Source organism: Pseudoalteromonas sp. NJ631 (assembly GCF_000276645.1).
Classification (GTDB): domain Bacteria; phylum Pseudomonadota; class Gammaproteobacteria; order Enterobacterales; family Alteromonadaceae; genus Pseudoalteromonas; species Pseudoalteromonas piscicida.
Genome location: NZ_AKXJ01000002.1, coordinates 339,942 through 364,581, shown reverse-complemented (window position 1 = coordinate 364,581; position 24,640 = coordinate 339,942). Strand labels below are relative to the sequence as shown.

Here is a 24,640-nt window from a genome sequence, read left to right as displayed (position 1 = left end):
CAGTCATTGCGCCTTTTTTATGATTTTTGGCAGGATTGCATATGGATACTCAAATGAAATTTAAAAAAGTTGCTTTAGCCATCAGTACGGCACTCACAGTCGCAACTTCTCTACCAAGCGTTGCAGAAGAAGAACAGGCAATCGAAGAAGTTGTTGCGGTAGGTACTCGTTTGCAAGGTAGTGCTGCGGCGGTAATTGAAGAACGTAAAAACCAAGCCTTCGTCGCGGATATCTTAGGTGCAGAGCAGTTATCTAGAACAGGTGATAGTGATGCAGCATCCGCGCTACGTCGTGTTACCGGTCTTACGTTAGTTGACGGCAAGTTTATCTATGTTCGTGGCCTGGGTGAGCGTTACTCAAGTGCTCGCCTGAATGGTGCCGCAGTACCGAGCCCGGACTTAACCCGAAACGTTATTCCACTCGATATTTTTCCAGCAAGCATTATTGAAAGTCTAGCGGTACAAAAAGCTTATTCTCCGTCAATGCCTGCTGCATTCGGTGGTGGTAACATCGATATCCGTACTAAATCTGTACCATCGGAGTTCACCGCAGGTATTGAGGTAGGTATTGGCCAAAACTTTAATTCTGATAAAGGCTTTACCTACAGCGGGACCGCGGAAGGTATACCTCAAGTACTACAAGATGCAGTTGTAAGATATCGTGGTAACTTTGACATCGGTGAAGTTGTAGACAAAAACGGTTTCAAAGATAAAGACGGGCTAACACGTGCGGATCAAGCAATTGACGTGATCAAAGGTTTTGTGTCATCACTTCCTCGCGATATTCAAGTCAAAGAAGAGTCCCTAGATCCAAACTTTGATGTAAAAGCCAACATTGGCAATAGTTTCCAAGAAGATTGGTTAGGCGGCACGGTAGGCTTTATGCTTGCAGGTTCCTATGACAATGATTGGAATTATAGCGACCGTACAACAGGCGTTATTGACGACACATTAGCTGAAAACTGTACTTCAAAACTAGAAACCGCAGAAGACACAGCCAATTCCTGTTATGTGACACTTAAAGAATCTAAAGTAACGACTGAGACTGAACGCCTAAATGGTGTATTTAATATCGGTTACCGCTTAGATCAGCATAGCATTACTTATTCTAAGATTTATCTCGAAGATAACGAAACCGAATCAGAGTTTTCCGTGTTACAAAGCCCTAACGGTAGTACCGTTAGAACTATCGCGGGAACAGGCGCGGCACAGCGTTCGCATCAGTTTGATTACGAAGAACGCACATTGGATATCGACCAAGTGATTGGTCAACACACGTTCCTCGATTATTGGGGGATTGGCTTTGACTGGCAGTATACAGAGTCAAAAGCGCAAACCGATATTCCAACAGAAATCGACTTTAAGTTTATTGATAACTATAACGAAGACGGTTCTTATAAAAGCTCCATCGTTACCGGTGATGATAACCGTATAACGTACGCTTTTACAGACATGGAAGACAACGTTAAGTCTTACAGCGGCAATGTCACCTTACCGTTAACCTTCGAGGGCATAGAAATTACCCTTAAAGGTGGTTATGACTTTATGGATAGAGCGCGTGTTTACAATACCAGTAACTTCGTTGTAAATAACAAAAGTGGCATATCCATCCCAGTAAACTTTGATGAATCTGAGATCTATGGATTATCGGGTTATCTTGACGGTGAATTTTTGAACAACAACACTTTCTTGTTGACCTTCAATGAACCTCAGGCACCAGCGGCAGACGATTATATCGCGGCTCAAAAGATTGATGCGGGCTATGGTGAATTTGATATCTTCTTCGACAATACTTGGCGTATTAGTGGTGGTATTCGTTACGAAGACTTTAAACAAGTGTCACTTGCAACATCGAGTCTAATCTTCGACCGCATAACGATGGAAACGATTTACGACGAGGAGCGTATTTTAGCCGGTACAGTGAACGAAGATAACTTCTTTAACGCACTATCGCTAACGTATCTTTCAGACGGTAACTATCAAGTACGTTTTGGTTATGGTGAAACCACTGTACGTCCAGACTTACGTGAGTTAGTACCGGTTGCCTACTATGATCCATTAACCGATATCCGCACCTTCGGTGTAGCTGGCCTTAAGAGTAGTGACCTGAAAAACTACGACGCGCGCTTTGAATACTATATGGATAATGGCGATAACTTCTCAGTTGCGGCATTCTATAAAGATATTACGGCGCCAATAGAAACCATCTTACGCGTTGGTGATGAAGACTATACAGCAACCTTCGTAAACGGTGAGGAAGGTGAAGTATACGGTATTGAAGCCGAATGGTTATACGACTTATCGGGTCTTGCGAGTGGCTTCTTTACGTCAGGTAATATCACTCTGAGTGATTCTGAAGTATCGATAGATCCTGCTCGTGCTGGTAACTTAACCAACCCAACGAAGCGTATGACGGGTCACTCAGAGTACGTAGTTAATATGCAATTAAACTATGACTCGGCTGATGGTCAACACAGTGGTTCATTAGTGTATAACGTCTTTGGTGAGCGTATTTTGGCTTCAGGGATCGGCGGTAGAGATGATGCTTATGAGCAACCATTCAACTCACTTGACCTAGTATATACTTGGTATCCTGACTTTAACTCTAAAGTTAAATTTAAAGTCAAGAACTTGCTAAATGAAGATCAAGAAGTAACTCAATCTGACGTAGTGGTGCGACAAAAAGATGTCGGTACCTCTGTTAGCCTGAGCTACAGCTACGAGTTCTAAAGAACAACTAAGCTTTAACCAAAGCCAAGGTCAGCCTTGGCTTTTTTGATCTTTATCAATCTTCGAGATATTTTTTTCTACTAATTCATTATTTCATGGACTAAGTTCTGTAACTTTGTGTATAGTTGGTCTATATATAAAAATATATCCAAATACTTCAGTAGGTTACTAGGTTGTTAATATACTTGTCATATTTAACCAGTAACATTATTTAAGAGCTTTAAAAACAAAACCATAGCTCGTTTCGTACCGAGTTCTTGTTGACGCAAATGCGTTTAATTAGGACAACCTTTACATGTTGTATCCAAACCCCGCCATGCGGGGTTTTTTATTTATTAAATTCCTAATTTCTAGCTAGTCCACCGCGTATTCTTTTGCTATGGTAGCCATCTAGACATACGACTCACGCAATGATCCGTATAATCAAGAATTAAGGCACATAACATGAAAAAAGTAGGACTCGTCGGCTGGCGTGGAATGGTTGGCTCCGTGCTAATGGAGCGTATGCAGCAAGAAAATGACTTTGAGGTCATTGATCCACACTTCTTTACTACCTCACAAGCAGGTCAACTCGGCCCTGTTGTTAAAGGCGGTGGTGAGCCAAAGCCGCTTCAAGACGCAAGCGATATTCAATCGCTTAGCGAAATGGATATTATCATCTCCTGCCAAGGCGGAGATTATACCAAATCTGTATATCCTTCATTGCGTGAACAGGGCTGGGAAGGCTATTGGATAGATGCAGCCTCAGCACTGAGAATGGAAAAAGACAGTATTATTGTGCTTGACCCTGTCAACAAAGATGTCATTCAACAAGGTCTTGAACAAGGTGTAAAAACCTTTGTCGGTGGTAATTGCACGGTTTCTCTTATGCTACTTGCGCTTGGTGGTTTATTCGAGCAAGACTTAATAGAGTGGGTGAGCCCAATGACCTATCAAGCGGCATCAGGTGCAGGCGCAAGAAATATGCGTGAACTCATCAATCAAATGGGTGAGATCCACAGCTCGGTTAAAGCACAACTCGACGACCCAAGTTCAGCCATCTTAGAAATCGATAAGCTAGTGGCAGAAAAAATCAAAGATGAATCTTTACCACAAGATCAATTTGGTGTGCCGTTGGCCGGCAGCTTAATTCCGTGGATTGACGTTCCAATGCCTTCTGGTCAAAGTAAAGAAGAGTGGAAAGCACAAGTAGAAGCAAACAAAATCCTTGGCTCGTCAAAGCAGCCTATTCCTATCGACGGATTGTGTGTACGAATTGGCGCGATGCGCTGTCATTCACAAGCGCTCACCATCAAGTTACGTGAAAATCGAAGCGTCGAAGAAATTGAGGAAATTCTAGCGGCACATAATGAATGGGTTCGCGTTATTCCAAATGAGCGTGATATTACCGCAAAAGAGCTAACTCCGGTTAATGTTACTGGCACACTGAATATTCCGATAGGCAGGATAAGAAAGCTCACTATGGGTGAAAAATATATCAGCGCATTTACTGTTGGTGATCAACTTTTATGGGGGGCGGCAGAGCCACTTCGTAGAATGTTAAGGATCATTACAGGTTAATTTCAAAAGGCGCCTTCGGCGCCTTTTGTTTTTTTAATCGATGACTTTTGTAAGACCGATTAAGGCGTTTTCACTCTCACCATCGTGGCATTTAATGTTCCCGCCATCTCTGTTTTCAATAACAAGGCTATACACAGTACGATACTTTTCACCTTCACGGATAGCATCCAGTACAGGCCCTAACAGATAGTGCTGTTCTGGATAGATCACAACAGGCTCAAGGTCGAAACCAGACTCACGCTCAAACCTTACTTCATAACGGTTGTCACCTTTTGAGTAAAGGTCGTACACGATGCCTTTACAAGTAAATATGACCGCATATGACTTCAATGAGATAAGCGCAAGGCTCACTAACATTAGTTTGATAAATCCTTTCATACATTCCTCTATTTAATTTTGACGCCAATACCATTATCAGCAACAAGAAGGTAGCAACACTGCATTACCATTTGTTTTCAGAAAAATTACTTCAAGTAACATTTATCATATCCTTACAGCCTCGAAACGCTAATTCAATTACGATGTTTGTTACAAAATATCTCACCTTAATTTTGTTGGGCTATAGTTACCTTGATTAAACAATAATCTACGCTCGCGCTACGGAGAGACGAATGGGTATTTTGAAAAGATTTTCGATTATGCAGCTCACGATGATAAGTTCTATCTCGCTGCTTGCATTTTTACTATTTTTAGTTGGCAAAAACGTTTTGAATAACTGGAGACAGTACAATGCGGCCGATCAAGATATCAACTATGTCGTTTTACTCGACGCCATTGAGAAAGTAGCGCACCACCACGCAGTAGAACGTGGCCTAACGGCAGGATTCCTTGGTAATCCAAGTAGTGATAACAAACGAAAAGTCGACGAGCAACGTGAAATTGCCGACCAAACAATATCAACGCTTAAGAGTCTTCACTCTTCACTGTTTCTTAAAGATAAAAATGTACAAAAATGGTTACCTTATATTTTTGAAGTGGAAGCCAATAAGCACCGCCTAAGAGGTGAGGTCGACAGGAAAAATGGCAGTAATGCCTTTGCTTATTACAGCAAACTTAATCAAGTTTCATTAAACACGGCAGCAAAAATTCAAGCCTACGTATCAGATAGAACCTTATCTTCTGAACTTTCTGTTGCTTTCCTTATTGCCCAAAGCAAAGAGCGCCTTGGACAGATCCGTGGCAAAGTGAATGGTGTGCTTGCGAAAAAAGCAATGTCAGACACCCTCAAAGACGATATCAAGTACTATCGCCAACAGTTAGAGATGTCATTACATCAATTAGAAACCGCACTCGAAGGTACAGACCAAAGCAACATACAAACTATTTTATCTTCAAGCGATGCAAAAGTGTTCAATCAAATTCTTGATACTCTTGAAAGCCAAGGGGAAGTTGACTTTAGTAGCTTACCTTCAAGTGCCGAGTGGTTTTCTGCAGCGACAAGTCTAATCGGTAAGTTCAAGAGCAAACTCGATTCAGTATGGGAAATGACAATTAAAGATAGTCAAAAGAACAAAGCAGATATCGCATTTGAAAGTATCTTAATGTTTGTGCTTTTTGTCGCTGTTCTCAGCTTTATCGCGCTCGTCAACTTTCATCTCATTCGCTCACTACGCTCAGAGCTTTCACAATTAACGAGCATATTAAAACGCGTAGCTGAAGAGGGCGACTTAACTTTAGATATGCGCTTAAACACGCGAGACGAACTTGGGCAAATCTCCGAGTCAATTTACAATACGATTTATGCGTTTAAAGATTTAATGGTTGGCTTAGCCAAGTCCGTACAGGTAGGTACAAAGCTTGGCGAAAAAATGCATTTAGCAGCCTCTAACGTCAATGAAGATGCACAAAAAACTCAAGGCATGGCATCTTCCATTGCGGTTGCAATAGAAGAAATGGCCGCAACCAGCCAAGAAATCGCAAAACTCGCGCAAGATACACTGGATGCCAGCGACCAACTTAACATTGAATCACAGCAGTTACTTGCAGACAACCAAAAGAACTTAGACACCATGAAAACCCTCTCGACGAGTATGAACGCCGTCGACGAGATGGCCGCGAGTATGGAAAAGCAAGTTTCTGAGATAAATACTATCTTGGACTCCATTCGCAGTGTTGCTGAGCAAACTAACTTGCTTGCACTCAATGCCGCAATAGAAGCAGCCCGCGCAGGCGAGCACGGTCGTGGCTTTGCAGTTGTAGCCGATGAAGTGCGTGGACTTGCAAACAACAGTAAACAATCTTCAGAGCAAATTTCCACACTCTTACTTAGCTTGTCAGAAATAAGCCAAAGCGTTGTGAAATCAATCAGAGAAAACACACTGCTCACACAAAATACCATGAACGAAGTAGAAGAAACGCGTAAAGTATCCCTCAGAGTAAACGAACACAGTTCGCATGTTGAAAAGCTAACGACCTCAGTTGCCACCGCAGCCTGCGAACAATCAGAAGTCGCCGCCGATATATCACAAAACACCGCCGCAGTGCTTGAAGCCGCAAACCATGAATTAGATACATCGAAAGCGTTAAATGAACTGTTTAAAGATATGAAACTAAATAGCGATACGCTACAACGAACAATGGATATATTTAAAATTGATAAGAGCTAGCACCCTATGAATATTCGAGAGTTCAGCGAGAACGATTATCCAAGAGTTTTGGAGATCTATTCTGACACACCAAGCATGTAGCAGCTCAGTCCAACAAGCGATGATGCAACACAAATTACGCGTCGTATAAATACTAGAATGTTAACTATTAGGTAGAGATATGTCAGAGTATAAGCTTACGAGAGAAATCATAGACCTATCAGCGTCTGCGGTTTGGGATGTCGCGAAGCTCGAGTGGTCGCTGGCTCAAATATATGAAGCAGATGAGCCTGAGCGCTGTCTGTGTGGACACTTCCCAATCATTGAAATATGTATATTACAAAATAAGCATAATCATCACAGAGCTACCGTTGGAAACTGCTGTGTTAAAAAGTTCATTGGTCTTCCTTCAGATAAAATCTTCCAAGCTGTTAAGCGTGTGCGAAAAAATAATGAAAAATCACTCAATGCAGAAGCTGTAGACCACGCGTATCGAAACGGCTGGATTAATGATTGGGAGTACAAATTTTCCATTGATACTATGCGAAAGAGAAAACTATCAGTGAAACAGCTCCAAACACGCACAAAGGTTAATGAAAAAATTCTATTCAATATGCGTCGCGCTAATCAAAATGGTTAATAAGACAATAAAAAGTCGCTCTCAATAGCCTTCATATTACAGAAAACTAACAAAGCCCTGTCAGAGGGACAGCCAAAGTCTGAGCTTAACGAGCAAAGCTCAGACATTACCAATCGCTATTATTCCACCAAATCCAGAATATAGGCGGCACCTGAGCTTTCTCCTTTGTCATCGCGGTGGGGAGTTGCGATGATGGCGGTGTTATTAGAAGCCGCAATATTCCAACCAAACCTATCTTCTGGCGCGGCATCATTGGCAAATACCTTAGACGCATATTGCCATTGGCCTTGTTGTTTTTTGTACAGATAAAGTGCCCCCGCGTTATTACCTTTTTCATCATGGTGCATGGCGGTGATAAACGCCATGTCCTTACTTAACGCAACACCGCGTGCAAATCTATCATCCGCTTTGGCATCTGGAGCCACTAATTTTTGAGTTTGTGTCCATTTATCATTTGTTCTCTCAAACAGATAAGCAGAGCCGGCATCTTTACCTATACCGTCGATATCATCTCTTCTGGCAGAAATAAGGGCTGTATCTCCAAAAATAGCCACGCGAACACCAAAAATATCGGTGTTCCCAGCATCATTTGCCATCAGTTTTGCTTGCGAATTCCACTTTTTACCATCGAATTGATAAACATAAACCGCACCAGCTTTTTCTGCTTTTTCATCATTCAAATCTGCGCCGACTAAAATGGTATCGCCATCTATTGCTACGCTAATTCCGAATAAGTCCCCATCAGCGCCATCCCTTGCCGTCAACTTTGACTGAAAATGCCAGCTATTGTTTTCTCTCATGTATACATACGCTGAGCCTGAGTCTTTGTGTGGCGCATCGCTGTGTGGTGCACCGATCACTAGAAATTGCTCGGTTAGCGCAATACTTTGTCCAAAGGCATCACCCGCTTTTGCATCGTTGGCGGTTAAAATTTGTTTTTGTATCCAGCTATTTTCTGTGCGCTCAAAAGCAAACACCGCACCGGCATTTTCTCCTTTATCGTCCCGATTTATCGCACCAAGCATGGCAATATTATTCTTAAGGGCAACATTGCCGCCAAGCGTGTCACCAGCCTTGGCCGGCTGCGCGATGAGCTTTGCTTGTTGCTGCCAGCCAGACGCACCTAGCGTGTATAGATAAGCCGCACCAGTATCCTGACTCGTATTTGCATCCACTTTGTGGGCACCAACTAATGCAGTTGTGCCGTCAATCGCTACGCTATAACCAAACTGATCTGCTGCTTTACCATCATCGGCCAACAACTTTTGCTGCACAGCCATACTTTGACAGGCTATCACTAACGCCAAACTAGGGAAGTATTTTAAAATAACGGGGGCTTTCATCATTATTCTTTTTGTTTTCGATATAGGGATAAACATAGTATTCCACTGTTAAAGACTTAACAAGAGGTTGTGTTTTTATTGGTAAGTTAGACGAGAAGGATTGATAGGCTATCTGGAGCGGTGGTATTTTGCGATGGTGATGGTAATAATGAGTTTCAGCGTCTAATTCTAGAACAACCAAAACCCATCATATAAAACAATAAACTAAACCTTATCCAAGCCAATATTGACCATAAAGTTGAGGTAGTTCAGCCTTTAACTGTTTTGGTTTATTTTTAAACTTTTTACCTTTCGGCGGAAAGTTCACGACACTGTGATACGGGAGTTCATCTTGATTTTTTTCTTCAAAAAGCAACCCAGCAACTAAATCTAATTCGTCAATAAACGGGTAGGGCAGGTCGTCTTTATTCGGTATAGCAAACTTATTTGCTAATTCATCTGGTTCCGCAGTGAGTACGCTTACCGCTTCAGGGCCACGACTGATGATCCAATTACAAAAATCCAAGAAGTCATATTCGCTATTACAGCCTGCAATCACGTAGGCCACTTTCCAGTTATCCCAATGCCACAGTGCTCTTAGCTCTTTGGTATATAATGCATCGAACTGAGCAATTTCTTCTGAACTTAGCGGTGATAAACGCGTTTTTAAATATTCATTATCGTTTGAATGATCGGGGGCGGTGACAAGCTGCCAGAAGCGTTCGAGTTCCATGTGCATAATCTAACTTGATAAAAACGAGATTATAGCCAGTAACCTAATGAGAGTAAATCGAAGCCGCCATGCAAAATTGCTGAGCGGGTTGTACGTTACACAACGTGCTCGCCCGCGCAAAAAGATCACAGTGACAGCTATAAGCTAAGTGGCTTTATCCTTTCAGTGCTTTGTCACCACGGCCAATACCTACTGCACCGGAACGCACAAGTTCAATAATGTCGCTTTCGTGACGTAATAGCTCCAAGAACGATTCAAGACGGTCGGCTGAGCTTACCATCTGTAATATATAACTTTGCTTGCCCATATCTATAATGCTGGCTTGGAACACCTCAGCAACACGATTGATAGCAGCTCGTGTTACTTCATCTCTGGCATAGACTTTTACCAGTAACAGCTCTCTTTCAATGTGCTGCATATCGGTTAAATCTATGACCTTAAGCACATCCACCAGCTTGTTCACTTGCTTAGTGATTTGTTCAACGATGCGGTCATCGCCTTGGGTCGTGATGGTAATACGAGATAGCGTTTTATCTGCGGTTGTACCTACCGTTAAGCTGTCAATGTTATACGCACGCTGAGAAAATAAACCCACAATACGAGAAAGTGAGCCAGGTTCATTCTCCAATAAAATCGATAGTATTCTTCTCATTATGCTTTTACTCCTTTTTTCAACCACATCTCGTCTATCGCACCTTGCTTAATTTGCATTGGATACACATGTTCTGACTCATCGACCAAAATATCTAAAAATACAAGTCGGTCTTTAATCGACATTGCTTTTTCCAGCGCCGCATCAAGTTGCTCTGGTTTATCAACCCGAATACCGATATGACCATAACTCTCTGCAAGCGCAACAAAATCGGGCAGTGATTCCATATAAGAGCTTGCGTGACGTCCCTCATACATCATGTCTTGCCATTGGCGTACCATACCAAGCGAGCGGTTGTTTAACGAGATGACTTTGACAGCAAGGCCGTATTGCAAACAAGTTGAAAGCTCCTGAATATTCATTTGGATTGAGCCGTCTCCAGTTACGCACAATACTTCGCTTTGCGGGAATGCCATTTTTACGCCCATCGCAGCAGGTAAGCCAAACCCCATGGTGCCAAGTCCGCCTGAATTAATCCATTGACGAGGCGATTTGAACGGATAGTACTGCGCAGCAAACATTTGATGCTGTCCTACATCCGAGCAAACATACGCGTCACCGCTGGTCATTTGGTATAGCTTTTCGATAACCGTTTGCGGCTTGATTTTTTCTACCCCCGCAGTAAACGATAAGCATTTCTGAGCGCGCCATGTTGTAATTGCTTGCCACCAATCTTCTTGTGCGGCGCGGTCGATGCGCTTCTCACTTTTTTCAATACCGCGTAGCAATTGCTCCATCACCGTATCTAAGCAGCCCACAACAGGAATATGCGCTTGAATGGTCTTAGAAATTGAAGTTGGATCCACATCAACGTGAACAATTTTGGCATCTGGACAAAACTTCTTAACGTTATTGGTCACACGGTCATCAAAACGCGCACCTAACGCTAAGATAACATCGGCATTCGCCATCGCCTTATTCGCTTCAAGACTACCGTGCATCCCTAACATGCCAATAAAGTTAGGATGTGTGCCACTGATCCCGCCAAGACCCATTAAGGTATTAGTGATAGGCGCGTTTAACTTCTCAACCAGCTCAGTCAGTTTTTCCGAGGTATTCGAAAGAATAATGCCGCCGCCAGAATAGATAACCAAGCGCTTCGCTTCAATAATGGCTTCAACCGCTTTGCGGATCTGCTTGGAATGCCCCTTTACACTCGGGTTGTAAGTACGCATATCAATCTGTTCAGGCATTTGATAATCGAATTTAAGCGCAGGGTTCAAAATATCTTTTGGCAGCTCAACCACAACTGGTCCCGGTCTACCCGAATTGGCTAGATAAAATGCCTTAGCTAATACTTCTGGGATTTTTGTCGCGTCGCGGCAGTTAAAACTGTGTTTAACGATAGGGCGAGAGCAACCAACAATATCCGTTTCTTGAAACGCATCATCGCCGATTAGGTTTGAAGGTACTTGCCCTGAGAGTACAACCATTGGGATTGAATCCATATAAGCAGTCGCGATCCCTGTAATGCAGTTAGTGGCACCAGGGCCACTGGTCGCCAGGACAACACCGACGTCTCCCGTTGCTCTGGCATAACCGTCTGCCATGTGGGTCGCTGCTTGCTCATGTCTAACCAAAATATGTTCAATATCTGATTGCTGAAACAAGGCATCATAAAGATCAAGAACCGACCCTCCGGGATAGCCAAATATGTATTTTACTTTTAATGCGCTCAATGCTTTTACTACTAGCTCGGAGCCGTTGTATTGCTCTGCCATTACCTCATTCCTCGTTGACTGTGCGTGCCTGTTATATTTCTAAAATCAAAAAAAAACCCCGCTGGTTGCGGGGTTTGAGTATTTCTTTCAAGTAATAGCTCCCCGCTGAACCCTATGAAGAGACCAGTACCACCACGAGAACGATTAGTTGAAAGAAATTAGTCATTGTTTTGCCTTTAAGTTGATTTCAAAGTTAGCCTACACAGTATTAGATATAAATTCCACCTTTCCACCTTTCAATTGTTGAAATATTACATTTCAATTTAAAATTCACCACCAATTAGATTTTTTATTTAGCAGAACTTATACGGGAACAAAGCGATAAAAATGCTAAACTTAAAGCTCAATTGTACTAGGGATTCTTAGATGAACACGTTAAAACTAAGCATATTGGCATCAACCATACTGCTATCAAGTGCAGCGTCAGCGCAGGTACTTTACAAAGATCAGGTTATTTATTGGCAGGAGAAAAAGCTCGGCCGCACATTGAGTGAATACGAGAGAAAAATTGCGCTTGAGCAATTTGTCAAAACAACGCCCATTGCCAGCCAAATAAAAACACCCTATGCAATTAAAAACGTGCACCTTGGCAACACTAAGTTAGGCAAGCAATTTGCGGTGGGCACGGCGCAAACACTTAATGAAGCCAAAATTCTTGCTATTCTGGTCGATTTCCCGGATTTGCCTAACGACCAGAACCGACTAAACCCCGGTGATACGGATATGTACTACCCAAGCTATCCCGCGTCTCACTACCAATCATTATTGTATTCAGATAGCGGCTACAACGGACCGAACAATGAATCGTTACAATCAGCTACTCAGTTTTATCAAGCGGCCTCAGGCGGTAGCTTTAAGGTATCTGGCAATGCATTTGGCTGGGTAAGAGCCGCTCAAAATGCAGCCTACTATGGCGAACAAGAAGGCGACACCCGAGACTTAAGACCGGAAGAGTTAGTGTTCGAAGCTGTAAGCAAAGCCGTAACTCAATTTAATATCGACTTATCTGAGTACGATAAAACAGATTTGAACGACATAGATGGTGATGGCAACCGCCTTGAGCCGGATGGCATTATTGACCATGTCATGTTATTTCATTCAAGTATTGGTCAAGAGGCAGGTGGCGGCGTATTAGATACTGATGCAATTTGGTCACATCGCTTCTTCGTATTTGATGAAAACAACCAACCTAAGGCAATTCCAGATACCAACTACAAGGTTTATAACTACACCATTAATCCTATTGATGCTGCAATCGGTGTGGTCGTCCATGAGTTTGGTCATGACCTCGGATTACCGGACGAATACGATTTAAATTCCAATGACATAGGTGAACCCGTTGCGCTTTGGTCAGTCATGTCTTCAGGCAGTTACTTAGGTCAATTAAGTGGCTCGCAACCAACCCAATTTTCCCCTAAAAGCCTTGAGTTTTTACAACAAAATTATGCAGGAAATTGGCTAAACCAAACCGAGTACACATTTGATGATTTGAGTACAGAACAAACGGTAACGCTCACAGATATTGGGGTGAACAATGGTACTACGAATCAAATAAAGATAAATCTGCCTGCTCAACTAGAGGAGTTCATAACGCCACTTGATGGGAATTATCACTATTACTCAGGACAAGACGACAAACTCAATAACCAAGCAAGTTTTACCGTAAGCTTACCTAACGCAAGCCAAATTTCATTATCCATGCTTGCAAATTATAGTATCGAGCTTAACTACGATATTTTCCAAGTGGCGGTAAATGGCCAGCCAATTGCTGGCAATACCACAAAATCGAACCATCCAAATTATGCCAGTGTGACTAATTACATGGATGGCGAGTCGTCGGCTTTTGGGGCTAACCCAATTACGCTAGATTTTGATATCTCAGCGTACCGAGGACAAACTGTTACCGTAACATTCGTATATCAAACTGACGATTTTGAAACACTTAAAGGGGTATTACTCGATAACATCGCAGTGACAGCGGATGGTTCGCAAATTTATACCAATACCGCAGAGCCAACAAACGACTTAGTCTACAACGGTTTTCGTAAAATATCTGGTTACAGAGCTAAACCTAGTAACGCTTACTACGCGCATTTACGCTCATTTAGAGGGTTAGATGCTGGTTTGTCTTTGTCTGGTTATAATACAGGTGTGTTGATGTGGTACAGCAACGATGGGCAAAGCAATAACTCCACTTCGTTACACCCCGGTTCTGGCAATATGTTGGTGATTGACCAAGACCAAAACCCGATCTTCAAAGCCGACGGCACAACACCCGCAACGAGTATTATTCAAATCAAAGATGCAACACTGCGTTTAGATACTCAAAAAGCGGGTCTTGGCGATCAACATCTCACGCCGATCAGTACGTTTGATGATACTCAGGATTACACCTTCTCAATCCAAAAGGAGTCAGGTGTTAGTTTGCCTGGTTTTGGTGTTCAACTTAGATTGAATACCATAGAAGAAGATGCGAGCAGTGCGCAAGTTGGTGTAATTTATCTCAGCGACCCTAAAATCACTCAAGTACAATCGCAAAACACCGTTAAGTTTAATGTCAAAGGCTTAGCATTAAACGAATCAGATAGCTTTTTGTGGAACTTTGGTGATGGTCAAACAAGTAACGCACTTTCACCTGTTCACAGCTATCAAGATATCGGCAACTATACGGTAATGTTCACACGAACCAAAGCAGACGGGAGCAGTTCAGCGCTGAGTTCAAATGTCAGCGTTGGCAACGTCGAACCAATCCCGCTTACAGTCGGTGATATCAAAGCGACCGCAGTAGGGCAAGGCTTTGTCTTCAACGCCGAAATTATCGGTGGCAAAGCGCCTTATGAACTTGAGTGGAATTTTGGTGACGGGACCACAGCAACATCAAACTCAGTTGAACATATCTATGAGCTAAGCGGCACGTACACAGTAACACTTAATGTGAAAGACGCCGAAGGTGAAGCGGTAACTAAATCAACCTCGGTGACTGTCGTAGTACCACTAAGCATTGAAGCCTCAGCGACCACATCTAACTTACAGGCAAGCTTTGTCGCAACTGCTGCTGGTGGTGATGGTAACTATCAAGCTAGTTGGGATTTCGGTGATGGTACGCAAGGTTCTGGTTTGACTACAACGCATAGTTACGCTCAAGCGGGTACATATAATGTCGTGTTAACGCTATCGGATGGTGCAGATCAAAGCGCGAAAGGCACTGTTGAGATCACAGTGACGGCACCAACAACAACGCCAACGGACTCTGGTGATAGCGGATCGTCTGGCGGCAGTATTGGATGGTTTGCGTTAATCGGTGGAGTACTAGTGGGATTAAGAAGAAGGTGGTGCTAACGCACCACCCAAGGATTAAATTGAGCGTTAAGAATTAAAGGCGCTCAATTACCGCCTGTGTGAAATCGGTAGTGCCGTGGCTACCACCAAGATCGCGCGTTGTACGGTCACCGCTCTTGATAACGTCAGCTACTGCACTGCGGATTTTTTCCGCTTTATCAGCTTCGCCTAAGTACTCAAGCATTTGAATTGAAGCTAGAATAACAGAAGTTGGGTTTGCAAGGTTTTTGCCTGCGATATCTGGTGCGCTACCGTGAACTGCTTCAAAGATTGCAGCGTCAGTACCAATGTTTGCACCTGGTGCCATACCAAGACCACCAACAAGACCCGCACAAAGATCAGAAAGGATATCACCGAAAAGGTTTGTTGTTACGATCACATCAAACTCTTCAGGTGTCATTACAAGTTTCATACAAGTAGCATCAACGATCATTTCTGCTGATTCAATTTCAGGGTAACGCTCACCCACTTCACGAGCAACTTTAAGGAATAGACCTGAAGTTGATTTTAGGATGTTCGCTTTGTGAACCGCAGTTACTTTCTTACGACCTTCACGCTGTGCTAACTCATAAGCGAAAGTTACGATCTTTTCAGCACCTTCACGAGTGATCTTTGACATTGCTTCCGCTTCGTTGCCATCTTCAGAAACAACTTGACCAAGACCTGAGTACATACCTTGCGTGTTTTCACGTACTGTAATGATATCAATGTCATCGTAACGTGCTTTAGTACCTTCAAATGACTTAACTGGACGAACGTTTGCGTAAAGGCCAAAATGCTTACGCAATGTCACGTTGATTGAAGTGAAACCTTCGCCAACAGGTGTAGTTAGTGGGCCCTTTAGCGTGATTTTGTTACGCTCAATTGCTTCTAGCGTTGCTGCTGGAAGTAATTCACCTGTTTTTTCTAAAGCAGCCAAACCTGCGTCTACGTACTCGTATTCATAGTCGCAACCTACGGCTTTTAAGATCTCGATTGCTGAATCGATGATGCTAGGGCCAATGCCGTCGCCACGGATAACTGTGATGGTTTGCTGTGCCATGTTTTTTCCTTTATCAAAAGTTGGAATACACCCGAGAAGAATTGCAAACTAAGTTTAGTAGAAATTAACAAAGGTGTACGTTCGCTTGTTTAAGCCGCGTTTTATAGCAATTAATTAGGTCTTATTCCAGTATGGAATGAAAAAATGACATACATATGATTTATGCTTGTTATTGATAGTATTTATAGAATAAATATCAGGCAATAGATGAGTAAAATCCGGCCTCTAGTAGAGCTACATCAAACTTTTGTGCGGTAACAAAACGACTTTCAGCTAATACGTCATCGACCAATTGTTTTTGCCACGCAGTTAACACAAAAGTGGGGGATATCACTTTAAGTGCAATCAGTTTAATAAAAATGAACAGTTTACACTGCGTATTGGTCTGAGATTTTTTTAACGTTTCACTATCTAGCATTGCCTTATGAAGAATGCTTTTTTCAAAGTACTGCTGATTAAAGTCTAGGTATTTATCTTTTGCAATCGCGCGGATCCCAAATAGGTTAGCAATTGATACTAGTTCTTCTGAATACTCACGAGAATGGAGTGCCGTGGCATGTTGGATCTCTACCCCTTGTTTAGTCACTAAAAATACAATAACCGCTGCAAATGGCGACAATAAACACTCAAATTGTTCACCATAACTTTCACCAACATATAAGGCGATGATTTGACTAATCACGCCATATTTATGCACGATATCTTCTGTGAAAGGAAGCTTATGGTTTGCTATGATTTGCTCAAGCAACACGCGCTGCGCCAGTAACCCAGCAGCATCAAGTCCTACCATGGCGAGAGAGTGCCTAACCGATGCGGCTTTTAGATTTTCGCGGTTATACTGCTTTGCTGCTATCTGCAATGCACTTGACACCGAATCGAACTCGCAAATCAGCTTTTCAAGTGCACGAATACTTTGAAATTGACTGTGAGATAAGGCTTTTACTGTTTCTAGCAGGTGTAAATGTTCAGAGCCGAAAGGCATTACCGCAGGCTCAGCAGCTCGGTCCCAAATATTGTAAAGTAGCTTCGCATCTGTCGTTGCAGTTAAACCACAGTGAAACTGGAAGTTACGGTTGGCCTTCGCCAGCTTTTTGGTTTGCCCTTGTTCCACAACAGCGATTATTTTTTCACTATTGCTTTGTATCACCAAAAAGCCCTCTTCGCCTTTAATCTCACACAGCAATCCCGAAGGATGTTTAACAAATGCCCCTGCAATTGCACTCAGTACTTTTGATGCAAAAGCATAACTGAGTTTGCTATAAAGAAGCTTAATCGCTCTGTCTAGAGCTATGCAATTTTGTTTGTGTGTTGGCGTTATTAAGCTTGCTAATCGGTGAGCAATTGCAACAATTAAAGAAGCATGGTCATTAAACCGCTGAGGGGTAGAAGCCACGAGCTTGCTATCGTAGTTTGAAAGGCGAGATAAAATTCGCAAACATTGCAAGTTAGGTGTTTGTCCATCACTCAGTATTTGTACGGCCAACTGATGTCGAACTTTCCAAAGCTTATCTTGCTGTGCGTCTAACTTTTTACCTGCTGCGAGTTGATCGCTTTCTCTCGCTACGCATAAATAGTCCGCAAAGCTCGCAAGCAATAGCTCTTCGGTTACTGCACGAGAAAACTTTAAGTGATGACAAGCCATACAGACCAACACATTTTGATTCATGACCAGATTAGTGTTGTAACCCAAGTTTTGTGAATACAGTCCAAGCTGTCCATGCATGCTACTAGGCGAGGACTCATAACAGTCCATATAAAGCTGTGCAAGTTTAACTAGGGTAGGGTAGATAGAAGACCACTTTTCTTTGTGATAATAAAGCCGTAATACTTTATGTGTACCTTGGGCTATCGCGAACAGCGTTTTACTCGTAACTATCCTTGCATCCATCTATCTTTACCAATTTTATTAAGTAAACGGTCTATTTTAAAACGGTAAAATAGCTTTCTTAGCAAGGCAAAAACATTGCTATTTAGTTGTTCTAAAAGAGGCGTTGTTAACGAAGCTAATATGGTATTTTACCCTTCAAATTGGTTGGAAAATTAATCTAATTGGTATCACACTTTATCAAATGTGACCCGAGCGCCAGGTCCCCAAAGCTTTAATATGCCATTTTCAAACAATAGTCCGGTGCATTCATCTTCCGTTGTAATACCATCTGGTTTTACAAGCTGAGTGCGATAAAACACAATTTGTACAATCGTATTGTCTTGTTTCTTCTTTACATACGTTAGATCTGGGCTACCCAAGGTATCCAACACAGTGTCTAACTCAGTCGGCTTTTCAAGGCTAAGATTACGAATGAAACGATTGTTAAACGCTTCTCGGTCCTGCCAAATCATCGCTTGCGGGTCATCTTTGTAATAATTGATCACGAGAAACACCACAGTAACGTAAACCGCAAGGCCAAGAAATATGTACTGTAGTATTTTCCTAATCATCTAACTGCTCAATAAAGAATGGGTAAAACGGACCTTGTATCTGCAAAAACGGAGATACGCTTGTATGCAATATATCAAAGTCATCTACATTCGCCTAGCGCTTAGCGACGATGTAGTACATTGCCAATCAAAAGTCCTTTCAAACCACTCGTATATCCTTCAAACTAAAGCCAATTTCAATATCTCTTCTTAGTGTCACCAGTGCAAGGCTGGTAACATAGTCGCTTGCTCCGGCCTCTAATTTTGCTTTTGCAGCAGGCTTTACGGTCTCATCTTTTAGCATACTTTCAAAGTCGTCATGTTTTGCCAGCAGCTCTTGCGCCGTCTTGACCCCAACCCCTGTAACACCAGGAATATCGTTCGTCTTGTCGCCACTTAGTGCCCAAAACATTTCGAGCTTATTTTGGGTCACAGAAAATCGACTTTTGATATCTTCAATAGAAATTATCGACTTTTTGAAATAGTCGTACACAGAGATAGCTTCATTTATCAGGGGTAAGAAGCCTTTATCGGTCGATACTATCGTGCAGTTGACATTGGCGGCAGCGGCTTTACAAGCAAGCGTCGCTATCACATCGTCAGCTTCATCATGTTCGGGATTAAATGATTTAATACCTACACTTGCGAACGCTTCTGAAAACTTATCGAGGTTCTGATTTAGGAATTCGGGCATTGGTTGACGGCTTATTTTATATTTTGGGTAAAAGTGATAACGCCAACTCTTATCACCATCAAAGACCGCGACGGCGTGTGTCGCCCCCGTTTTACGTAACAAGCTACGAGTAGCTTGCTCTACACGAAGACAAGAGGCCTTTATATGGGCCTCTTGTTCTTTATTACCTTTTGGTTCGTTAACAGCATAGATGCGCCTGATAAGGTTAAGCGCATCTATTAACAACAAATTATTCATTCACTCTAAGCTTTAATTTTATAACACGGTATATATTTGCTCCCAGGTAGCTTCATTCGCCCCTGAGTTACAAATGCACCTAGCAGCTTATCCATATCGGCCATCAAGGATTTATCGCCACTTAATTCATACGGACCATGCTGTTTAATTGCTGTAATACCTTCATCCTTCACGTTACCGGCAACAATACCAGAAAAAGCACGTCTTAAGTTAGCGGCCAGTAATTGTTTTGGTTGCTCTAGGTGTAAGTCTAAGCCCGACATATTTTCATGTGTTGGTGCAAATGGATGTTGAAAATCGTTTTCAATCTTTAATGTCCAATTAAAGTAATAGGCATCACCTTCAGACTTACGATACTCGCGCACCGTTGCCATAGATTGTTTGAGCTTTTTGGCTACCAGCTCTGGATTGTCTACGATAATCTCAAACTTAGACAGCGCTTCTTTCCCGAGTGTTTTTTCAACAAAGGCACTGAGTTCTTCAAAATATGCTGCCGACTCTTTAGGGCCTGTTAAAATCACAGGTAAACATTGCTTTTCGTTTTCTGGATGTAACAAAATACCCAGTAAATAAAGCAGCTCTTCAGCTGTTCCAGCACCGCCAGGGAAAATAATGATGCCATGCGCAATGCGTATAAACGCTTCTAGACGTTTTTCAATATCAGGCAAAATCACTAATTCATTAACAATGGGGTTAGGCGGTTCTGCGGCAATAATACTGGGTTCAGTAAGACCTAAATAACGATTGTTCGAGATCCGTTGCTTAGCATGACCAATTGTTGCTCCTTTCATCGGGCCTTTCATTGCGCCCGGTCCACAACCAGTACAAATGTTTAGGCCACGAAGACCAAGTTGATAACCCACTTCCTTAGTGTATTTGTATTCAACTTCATTGATTGAATGACCTCCCCAACAGACAATCATGTTAGGGTCTTTATTCACTTCAAGTGCATCAGCGTTACGCAGCATGTCAAAAACCATATGCGTAATTTCTACCGGCGATTTATTCTCACCGTGGTATTTTTGACAAATAAAAAGTATGTCGCGGATCACGGAAAATATGTGCTCATGAATACCGGTAATTATTTGACCGTCGACAAAAGCTGATTCTGGGGGGTTGCTTAACGCAATTTTTATTCCTCGCTCGCGTGCGAGTAACTGGATATCGAAATTTTCGTATTTATCGTAGATTTCAGAGCTGGAATCGGTATGACTACCTACATTCAACACCGCCAATGCACAATTTCTAAAAAGCCTATATCTCTCACTTGTGGTTGACTGCTGAAGTAAATCGACTTCCAATCTTGATAATAGGTTAAGAACCCCAGTTGGGTTTAGCTCTACTTGCATAGGCTTACTCCTTGTTTGTAATGCGCAGCGAATTGGTATAACCAAGCAAAGCGGGGGCGAGTATAATGCCTCGCCACTCAGCCTTTACCCGAGTTAACTTTATTTACTTAAAACACAATCTATCTCGCCCGCTATTTTTCGCTTCATAAAGCGCTGCATCAGCTCGGTCAAAGGCGCTCAGGGCAGTATCCCCTTTGACAAACTGAGTAGCGCCGAGAGAAATCGTAATTTCAACTTCTTTTTCTTTAAATTTGAATGGTATAGATTTAATGACTTGCCTTACTTTTTCAAGCGGTTTTTGCGCATGAGTGAGCGGCATGCCCGGCATTAGTAAGACAAATTCCTCGCCGCCGTAGCGTGCGATAAAATCGCTTTTCCTAATAGACTTTTTAAGGGCTCGTGCAATCACTTGCAAAGTTTTGTCGCCCGCACTATGTCCATAACGGTCGTTGATAGATTTAAAGTGATCGACGTCGATAACAACCAGCGTCACATCTGAATCGTTTATCTCAAATAGGTGCATTTCATGAGTTAGACGCTCATCAAAAGCCGCTCTATTTGGTAACTTAGTTAAGCTATCCAATAGGCTTTTGAACTTTTGTTCGCTAAGTCGCTTTTTATAATTTGAAACTTTAGACTCTAAGGTGTTAATACGATTATTAATTGCATCAAACGAGTCTAGTAGCGCCTCTCGCTCATTTTTTTCAAGCTTTTCACGCTCTATCAAATCAGCACTCAATAATTTCAACTCATTGTCGACCAAGGCTTTGAGCTCTGTTATTGAGCTGGCGTTTTGGGTTTGCTGATTTAAGTTTTGAATTTTTGATTCTATTTTATTGTTTAACGACTGTAATTCTTTAGATGTTGATTTTGAACGCGCCGTTGTTTCAACAATAGAGCGATGTAGCTCTTCCAGTGTTTGATTCAGTGAAACCAAAAAACCTTGAGCGGACTGGCGCTCTTTGGCAATCGTTTGCGCAATAATTTTAATGATTTCTGTCGCTGCTGAATATAAATTATCTAAACTGTTGTTTTCAGCAACGCTTGCACGTATATCTTTGACCTTTTCTATAACTTCATCTTCGAAAATTAACTCGTTGATCAAAGCTTGAAGCTCAGCAGCTAATTCAGGGTGGTGAGTATTATATGTTTCTTCAGTAGTTTCTACTTTTGATTGTAGAACCGTATGGTAGATAGAAACCAAAGACTCCAACGCGGGGATATAGGCATTAGTAGAGTTGATATCTTCAAGTTCCACATCCAATAAGTGACGCAACTTTCTGCGCGACTCATCTGGTAATCCCTTGAGCTTCTGCAGTAACTTTCCGCTTTGCTGAATTGCTGTTTGCAACGCTTTTTGATTATTTGAATTGGTCACTTCTTGTGACTTTAGCGGCTCGGAAATTCCGTCAATAAAAGGCACAAGCAGCTCAAAATCGACGCCTTTATTAAGTGCAAGGCGAAACTTAGCTAACTGATTATCAAGTGAAACATCTTGCCCTTTGCAGGCTAAGGATAACTTTGCAGCAAACTGAGTAAGGAGTTCTACTTGTTGTTTTCTTGCATCCTCAAGCGTTTTTCTAGCCTCTATGGCTTGTTTTAATTTTTGCTCAAGCATCACGGCATTATCAGTCACAGATTTCCAATCATAAAATAATCTCTTAGTTACTAAGTCTACAACAAATTAAGCTGTTATGCGCAGAAATTTAACGAGGTAAAGTATCGGAGTTTGCTGTTTACTCATCGATATTACTTAGCGTGTAAGTCGCTGATTTGGTAAATTGATTTTATCTCGAATTACCAATACAAAAATAATGAAGAAAAGTCTTATAGCCTTAGCATGTGCAGCAACATTTAGTGTTTATGCTGACGTCGACTACCGTATTTCAATTACACAACCACAGCATCACCTTGCAGAAGTAGAAGTTAAGTTTCCTAAATCCTCACAATCAAGCATTGATGTGCAACTTCCAGATTGGCGTACAGGCCGCTACGAAATATTGAATTTAGCCAACGGTGTACGCTTTTTTGATGCACAATCTCAAAGCGGGCAAGAACAAAAATGGGAAAAAATTGATAAAAACACATGGCGCGTACACCTAAGCGAACCTACAGAATTAACGGTTAAATATCAGGTTTATGCCAATGAGTTAGGTCTTCGAGCCAGACACATCGATGACACCCATGCGTTTATCGATGCATCTGGCTTTTTGATGTTTAGTGAATCTTTCAGATCTGAGCCTGTTTCTGTTGAACTCAATGTACCTAAAGGCTGGCGCTCAGTCTCTGGTATGGACTTTGCCGATTCAAAACACAGCTTCAAAGCTGATAACTACGACATATTGTTAGATTCCCCTATTGAAACTGGTATTAATCAGCTACACAAATTTGAAGTAGATGGCCGCAAATATGAATTAGTTATTTGGGGCGAGGGTAACTATGACGCTGACCAAATGCTCGCGGATCTTAAAAAACTCGTTCAAACCGGCACGCTCATTTGGCACGATTATCCTTATGACCGTTATGTCTTTATGGTGCATGCAACCAGTGGTGCACGAGGGGCAACAGAGCACTTAAACTCGACGATTATTCAAAGACATAGAGACAGTTTTAAAGAAAGAGATGACTATATTGGTTTTATCTCTACAGCAGCACATGAATTCATCCACACGTGGAATGTTAAAAACTATCGCCCAGCGGGCATGGTTCCTTATGATTACGTCGCACCAAATTACACGGATTTGTTGTGGCTAGCTGAAGGCTCAACCAGCTACTTTGAGGATTATTTGCTGCTAAGTGCAGGGATCACCACCAATGACGAATATCTTAAAATGCTGACTAAGCGTGTTAATCGTCATTTGAAAACTCCTGGTCGTCATGTTCAGTCGGTAGCAGCAACGAGCTTTGATAAATGGATCAATCAAGGTGGCGATCATGGCATAAATTACAGTACCAATATCTATTCAGAAGGTGCGTTGGTGTCCATGGCACTTGACATCGACTTACTCGAAAAGTCAAACGGAAAAATTAGCTACCGTGACGTTCATAAAGCACTTTACCAACAGCATAAACTGCCAAATAGCTTTACCAGTGAAGATGTTAAAAACATCCTAAAAGCGCTTACCGGTCAAGACTACAGTACTTGGTGGAATAAACATGTTGAGACACCGGCGAACATAGATTTTGACAAGTTATTCGATGAAGTGGGGCTTGTTTATGATTATCCAGAGTCGGCAAAAGTGATTGCGGGCATAGATGGTATGGCAAGACGAAAGGGGGAATTACTGGAGTTGACCCATGTAGCTCGAGATGGAAATGCATGGCAAGCAGGGTTAACAGCAGGCGATCTTATCGTTGCATTTGATAAGCACCATGTTCGTAAAGATTTAAAAGCGAGCTTAGAAAACTTTGAGCCTGGTCAAACAATCGCGGTAGACTTTATCCGTCGAGATAAGTTGATGAATACAAAAATCAAGCTTAACCGCGAACATGATAAGCCTAAAAAGATAACATTTACGCCTAATCCATCAAGCAAGCAAGCGCTACTTTATAGAGCATGGATGGGGGTTTCTCACCCAAATGAAATAAAATAATACGCAATCAAAAAGGGCTGATGATT

The 24,640-nt window shown here is 42.1% G+C and carries 17 protein-coding genes; 6 read left to right on the top strand and 11 right to left on the bottom strand.

What is annotated here, in order from left to right; all coding sequences use genetic code 11:
- Window positions 1–41 precede the first annotated feature (41 nt).
- Window positions 42–2,729 (top strand): TonB-dependent receptor domain-containing protein, encoded by a 2,688-nt coding sequence (locus A587_RS0106110; RefSeq protein WP_017216851.1) that lies wholly within the window; start codon window positions 42–44, stop codon window positions 2,727–2,729.
- A 444-nt stretch (window positions 2,730–3,173) separates the two neighbouring features.
- Window positions 3,174–4,289, top strand: coding sequence for an aspartate-semialdehyde dehydrogenase (asd, locus tag A587_RS0106105; protein WP_017216850.1), 1,116 nt, complete (start codon window positions 3,174–3,176; stop codon window positions 4,287–4,289).
- A gap of 33 nt (window positions 4,290–4,322) precedes the next feature.
- Here the strand turns inward: asd and A587_RS0106100 are convergent, their stop codons facing one another.
- The gene (locus A587_RS0106100) at window positions 4,323–4,667 is read right to left on the bottom strand and encodes a hypothetical protein (RefSeq protein WP_017216849.1); all 345 of its coding nucleotides are present in this window, start codon (window positions 4,665–4,667) and stop codon (window positions 4,323–4,325) included.
- 233 nt (window positions 4,668–4,900) lie between these two features.
- On the opposite strand from A587_RS0106100, the gene A587_RS0106095 reads away from it, so the two are divergent.
- Window positions 4,901–6,895, top strand: a complete 1,995-nt coding sequence (locus A587_RS0106095) for a methyl-accepting chemotaxis protein (protein ID WP_017216848.1) — start codon at window positions 4,901–4,903, stop codon at window positions 6,893–6,895.
- A 160-nt stretch (window positions 6,896–7,055) separates the two neighbouring features.
- A complete protein-coding gene (locus tag A587_RS0106090) occupies window positions 7,056–7,514 on the top strand; it encodes a hypothetical protein (protein WP_017216847.1) in 459 nt (152 codons plus the stop codon).
- A gap of 119 nt (window positions 7,515–7,633) precedes the next feature.
- Here the strand turns inward: A587_RS0106090 and A587_RS0106085 are convergent, their stop codons facing one another.
- The 4 genes from A587_RS0106085 to A587_RS0106070 form a co-directional block, all read right to left on the bottom strand.
- Entirely contained in the window at window positions 7,634–8,860 is a 1,227-nt protein-coding gene (locus A587_RS0106085) for an FG-GAP repeat protein (protein WP_232288023.1), read from the bottom strand.
- Window positions 8,861–9,068: 208 nt separating this feature from the next.
- Window positions 9,069–9,569, bottom strand: coding sequence for a DUF4240 domain-containing protein (locus A587_RS0106080; RefSeq protein WP_017216845.1), 501 nt, complete (start codon window positions 9,567–9,569; stop codon window positions 9,069–9,071).
- 154 nt (window positions 9,570–9,723) lie between these two features.
- The gene (gene ilvN, locus A587_RS0106075) at window positions 9,724–10,221 is read right to left on the bottom strand and encodes an acetolactate synthase small subunit (RefSeq protein WP_017216844.1); all 498 of its coding nucleotides are present in this window, start codon (window positions 10,219–10,221) and stop codon (window positions 9,724–9,726) included.
- The gene (locus A587_RS0106070; protein ID WP_010605491.1) at window positions 10,221–11,942 is read right to left on the bottom strand and encodes an acetolactate synthase 3 large subunit; all 1,722 of its coding nucleotides are present in this window, start codon (window positions 11,940–11,942) and stop codon (window positions 10,221–10,223) included. The genes ilvN and A587_RS0106070 overlap by 1 nt, the downstream gene beginning before the upstream one ends.
- 366 nt (window positions 11,943–12,308) lie before the next feature.
- On the opposite strand from A587_RS0106070, the gene A587_RS0106065 reads away from it, so the two are divergent.
- Window positions 12,309–15,281 (top strand): immune inhibitor A domain-containing protein, encoded by a 2,973-nt coding sequence (locus A587_RS0106065; protein ID WP_017216843.1) that lies wholly within the window; start codon window positions 12,309–12,311, stop codon window positions 15,279–15,281.
- 34 nt (window positions 15,282–15,315) lie between these two features.
- Here A587_RS0106065 and A587_RS0106060 read toward each other — a convergent pair whose 3' ends face one another.
- The 6 genes from A587_RS0106060 to A587_RS0106035 all read right to left on the bottom strand — a co-directional run bounded on the left by A587_RS0106060 (window position 15,316) and on the right by A587_RS0106035 (window position 22,657).
- The gene (locus A587_RS0106060; RefSeq protein WP_010377116.1) at window positions 15,316–16,323 is read right to left on the bottom strand and encodes an isocitrate dehydrogenase; all 1,008 of its coding nucleotides are present in this window, start codon (window positions 16,321–16,323) and stop codon (window positions 15,316–15,318) included.
- 196 nt (window positions 16,324–16,519) lie between these two features.
- Window positions 16,520–18,211, bottom strand: coding sequence for a hypothetical protein (locus A587_RS0106055; RefSeq protein ID WP_017216842.1), 1,692 nt, complete (start codon window positions 18,209–18,211; stop codon window positions 16,520–16,522).
- 167 nt (window positions 18,212–18,378) lie between these two features.
- On the bottom strand, window positions 18,379–18,762 hold the full coding sequence (locus A587_RS0106050) for a DUF3192 domain-containing protein (RefSeq protein WP_010377120.1): 384 nt from the start codon (window positions 18,760–18,762) through the stop codon (window positions 18,379–18,381).
- Window positions 18,763–18,901: 139 nt separating this feature from the next.
- Window positions 18,902–19,672 carry a flap endonuclease Xni gene (gene xni, locus A587_RS0106045; RefSeq protein WP_010377121.1) on the bottom strand — a complete coding sequence of 257 codons (771 nt, stop codon included), beginning with the start codon at window positions 19,670–19,672 and terminating at the stop codon, window positions 18,902–18,904.
- Between the two features lie 5 nt (window positions 19,673–19,677).
- A complete protein-coding gene (gene ppnN / locus A587_RS0106040) occupies window positions 19,678–21,021 on the bottom strand; it encodes a nucleotide 5'-monophosphate nucleosidase PpnN (protein ID WP_010377123.1) in 1,344 nt (447 codons plus the stop codon).
- 103 nt (window positions 21,022–21,124) lie between these two features.
- Entirely contained in the window at window positions 21,125–22,657 is a 1,533-nt protein-coding gene (locus tag A587_RS0106035; protein ID WP_017216841.1) for a GGDEF domain-containing protein, read from the bottom strand.
- 178 nt (window positions 22,658–22,835) lie between these two features.
- On the opposite strand from A587_RS0106035, the gene A587_RS0106030 reads away from it, so the two are divergent.
- The gene (locus A587_RS0106030) at window positions 22,836–24,614 is read left to right on the top strand and encodes a M61 family metallopeptidase (RefSeq protein WP_017216840.1); all 1,779 of its coding nucleotides are present in this window, start codon (window positions 22,836–22,838) and stop codon (window positions 24,612–24,614) included.
- The last annotated feature ends 26 nt before the right edge of the window (window positions 24,615–24,640 follow it).

Bases quoted from the DNA above. Each gene is read 5' to 3' on its own strand.
- A587_RS0106110 (WP_017216851.1), top strand. From the start codon at position 42: ATGGATACTCAAATGAAATTTAAAAAAGTTGCTTTAGCCATCAGTACG.
- A587_RS0106055 (WP_017216842.1), bottom strand. From the start codon at position 18,211: ATGGATGCAAGGATAGTTACGAGTAAAACGCTGTTCGCGATAGCCCAA.
- A587_RS0106095 (WP_017216848.1), top strand. From the start codon at position 4,901: ATGGGTATTTTGAAAAGATTTTCGATTATGCAGCTCACGATGATAAGT.
- A587_RS0106050 (WP_010377120.1), bottom strand. From the start codon at position 18,762: ATGATTAGGAAAATACTACAGTACATATTTCTTGGCCTTGCGGTTTAC.
- asd (WP_017216850.1), top strand. From the start codon at position 3,174: ATGAAAAAAGTAGGACTCGTCGGCTGGCGTGGAATGGTTGGCTCCGTG.
- ilvN (WP_017216844.1), bottom strand. From the start codon at position 10,221: ATGAGAAGAATACTATCGATTTTATTGGAGAATGAACCTGGCTCACTT.
- A587_RS0106090 (WP_017216847.1), top strand. From the start codon at position 7,056: ATGTCAGAGTATAAGCTTACGAGAGAAATCATAGACCTATCAGCGTCT.
- xni (WP_010377121.1), bottom strand. From the start codon at position 19,672: ATGAATAATTTGTTGTTAATAGATGCGCTTAACCTTATCAGGCGCATC.
- A587_RS0106060 (WP_010377116.1), bottom strand. From the start codon at position 16,323: ATGGCACAGCAAACCATCACAGTTATCCGTGGCGACGGCATTGGCCCT.
- A587_RS0106100 (WP_017216849.1), bottom strand. From the start codon at position 4,667: ATGAAAGGATTTATCAAACTAATGTTAGTGAGCCTTGCGCTTATCTCA.
- ppnN (WP_010377123.1), bottom strand. From the start codon at position 21,021: ATGCAAGTAGAGCTAAACCCAACTGGGGTTCTTAACCTATTATCAAGA.
- A587_RS0106080 (WP_017216845.1), bottom strand. From the start codon at position 9,569: ATGGAACTCGAACGCTTCTGGCAGCTTGTCACCGCCCCCGATCATTCA.
- A587_RS0106085 (WP_232288023.1), bottom strand. From the start codon at position 8,860: ATGATGAAAGCCCCCGTTATTTTAAAATACTTCCCTAGTTTGGCGTTA.
- A587_RS0106030 (WP_017216840.1), top strand. From the start codon at position 22,836: ATGAAGAAAAGTCTTATAGCCTTAGCATGTGCAGCAACATTTAGTGTT.
- A587_RS0106070 (WP_010605491.1), bottom strand. From the start codon at position 11,942: ATGGCAGAGCAATACAACGGCTCCGAGCTAGTAGTAAAAGCATTGAGC.
- A587_RS0106065 (WP_017216843.1), top strand. From the start codon at position 12,309: ATGAACACGTTAAAACTAAGCATATTGGCATCAACCATACTGCTATCA.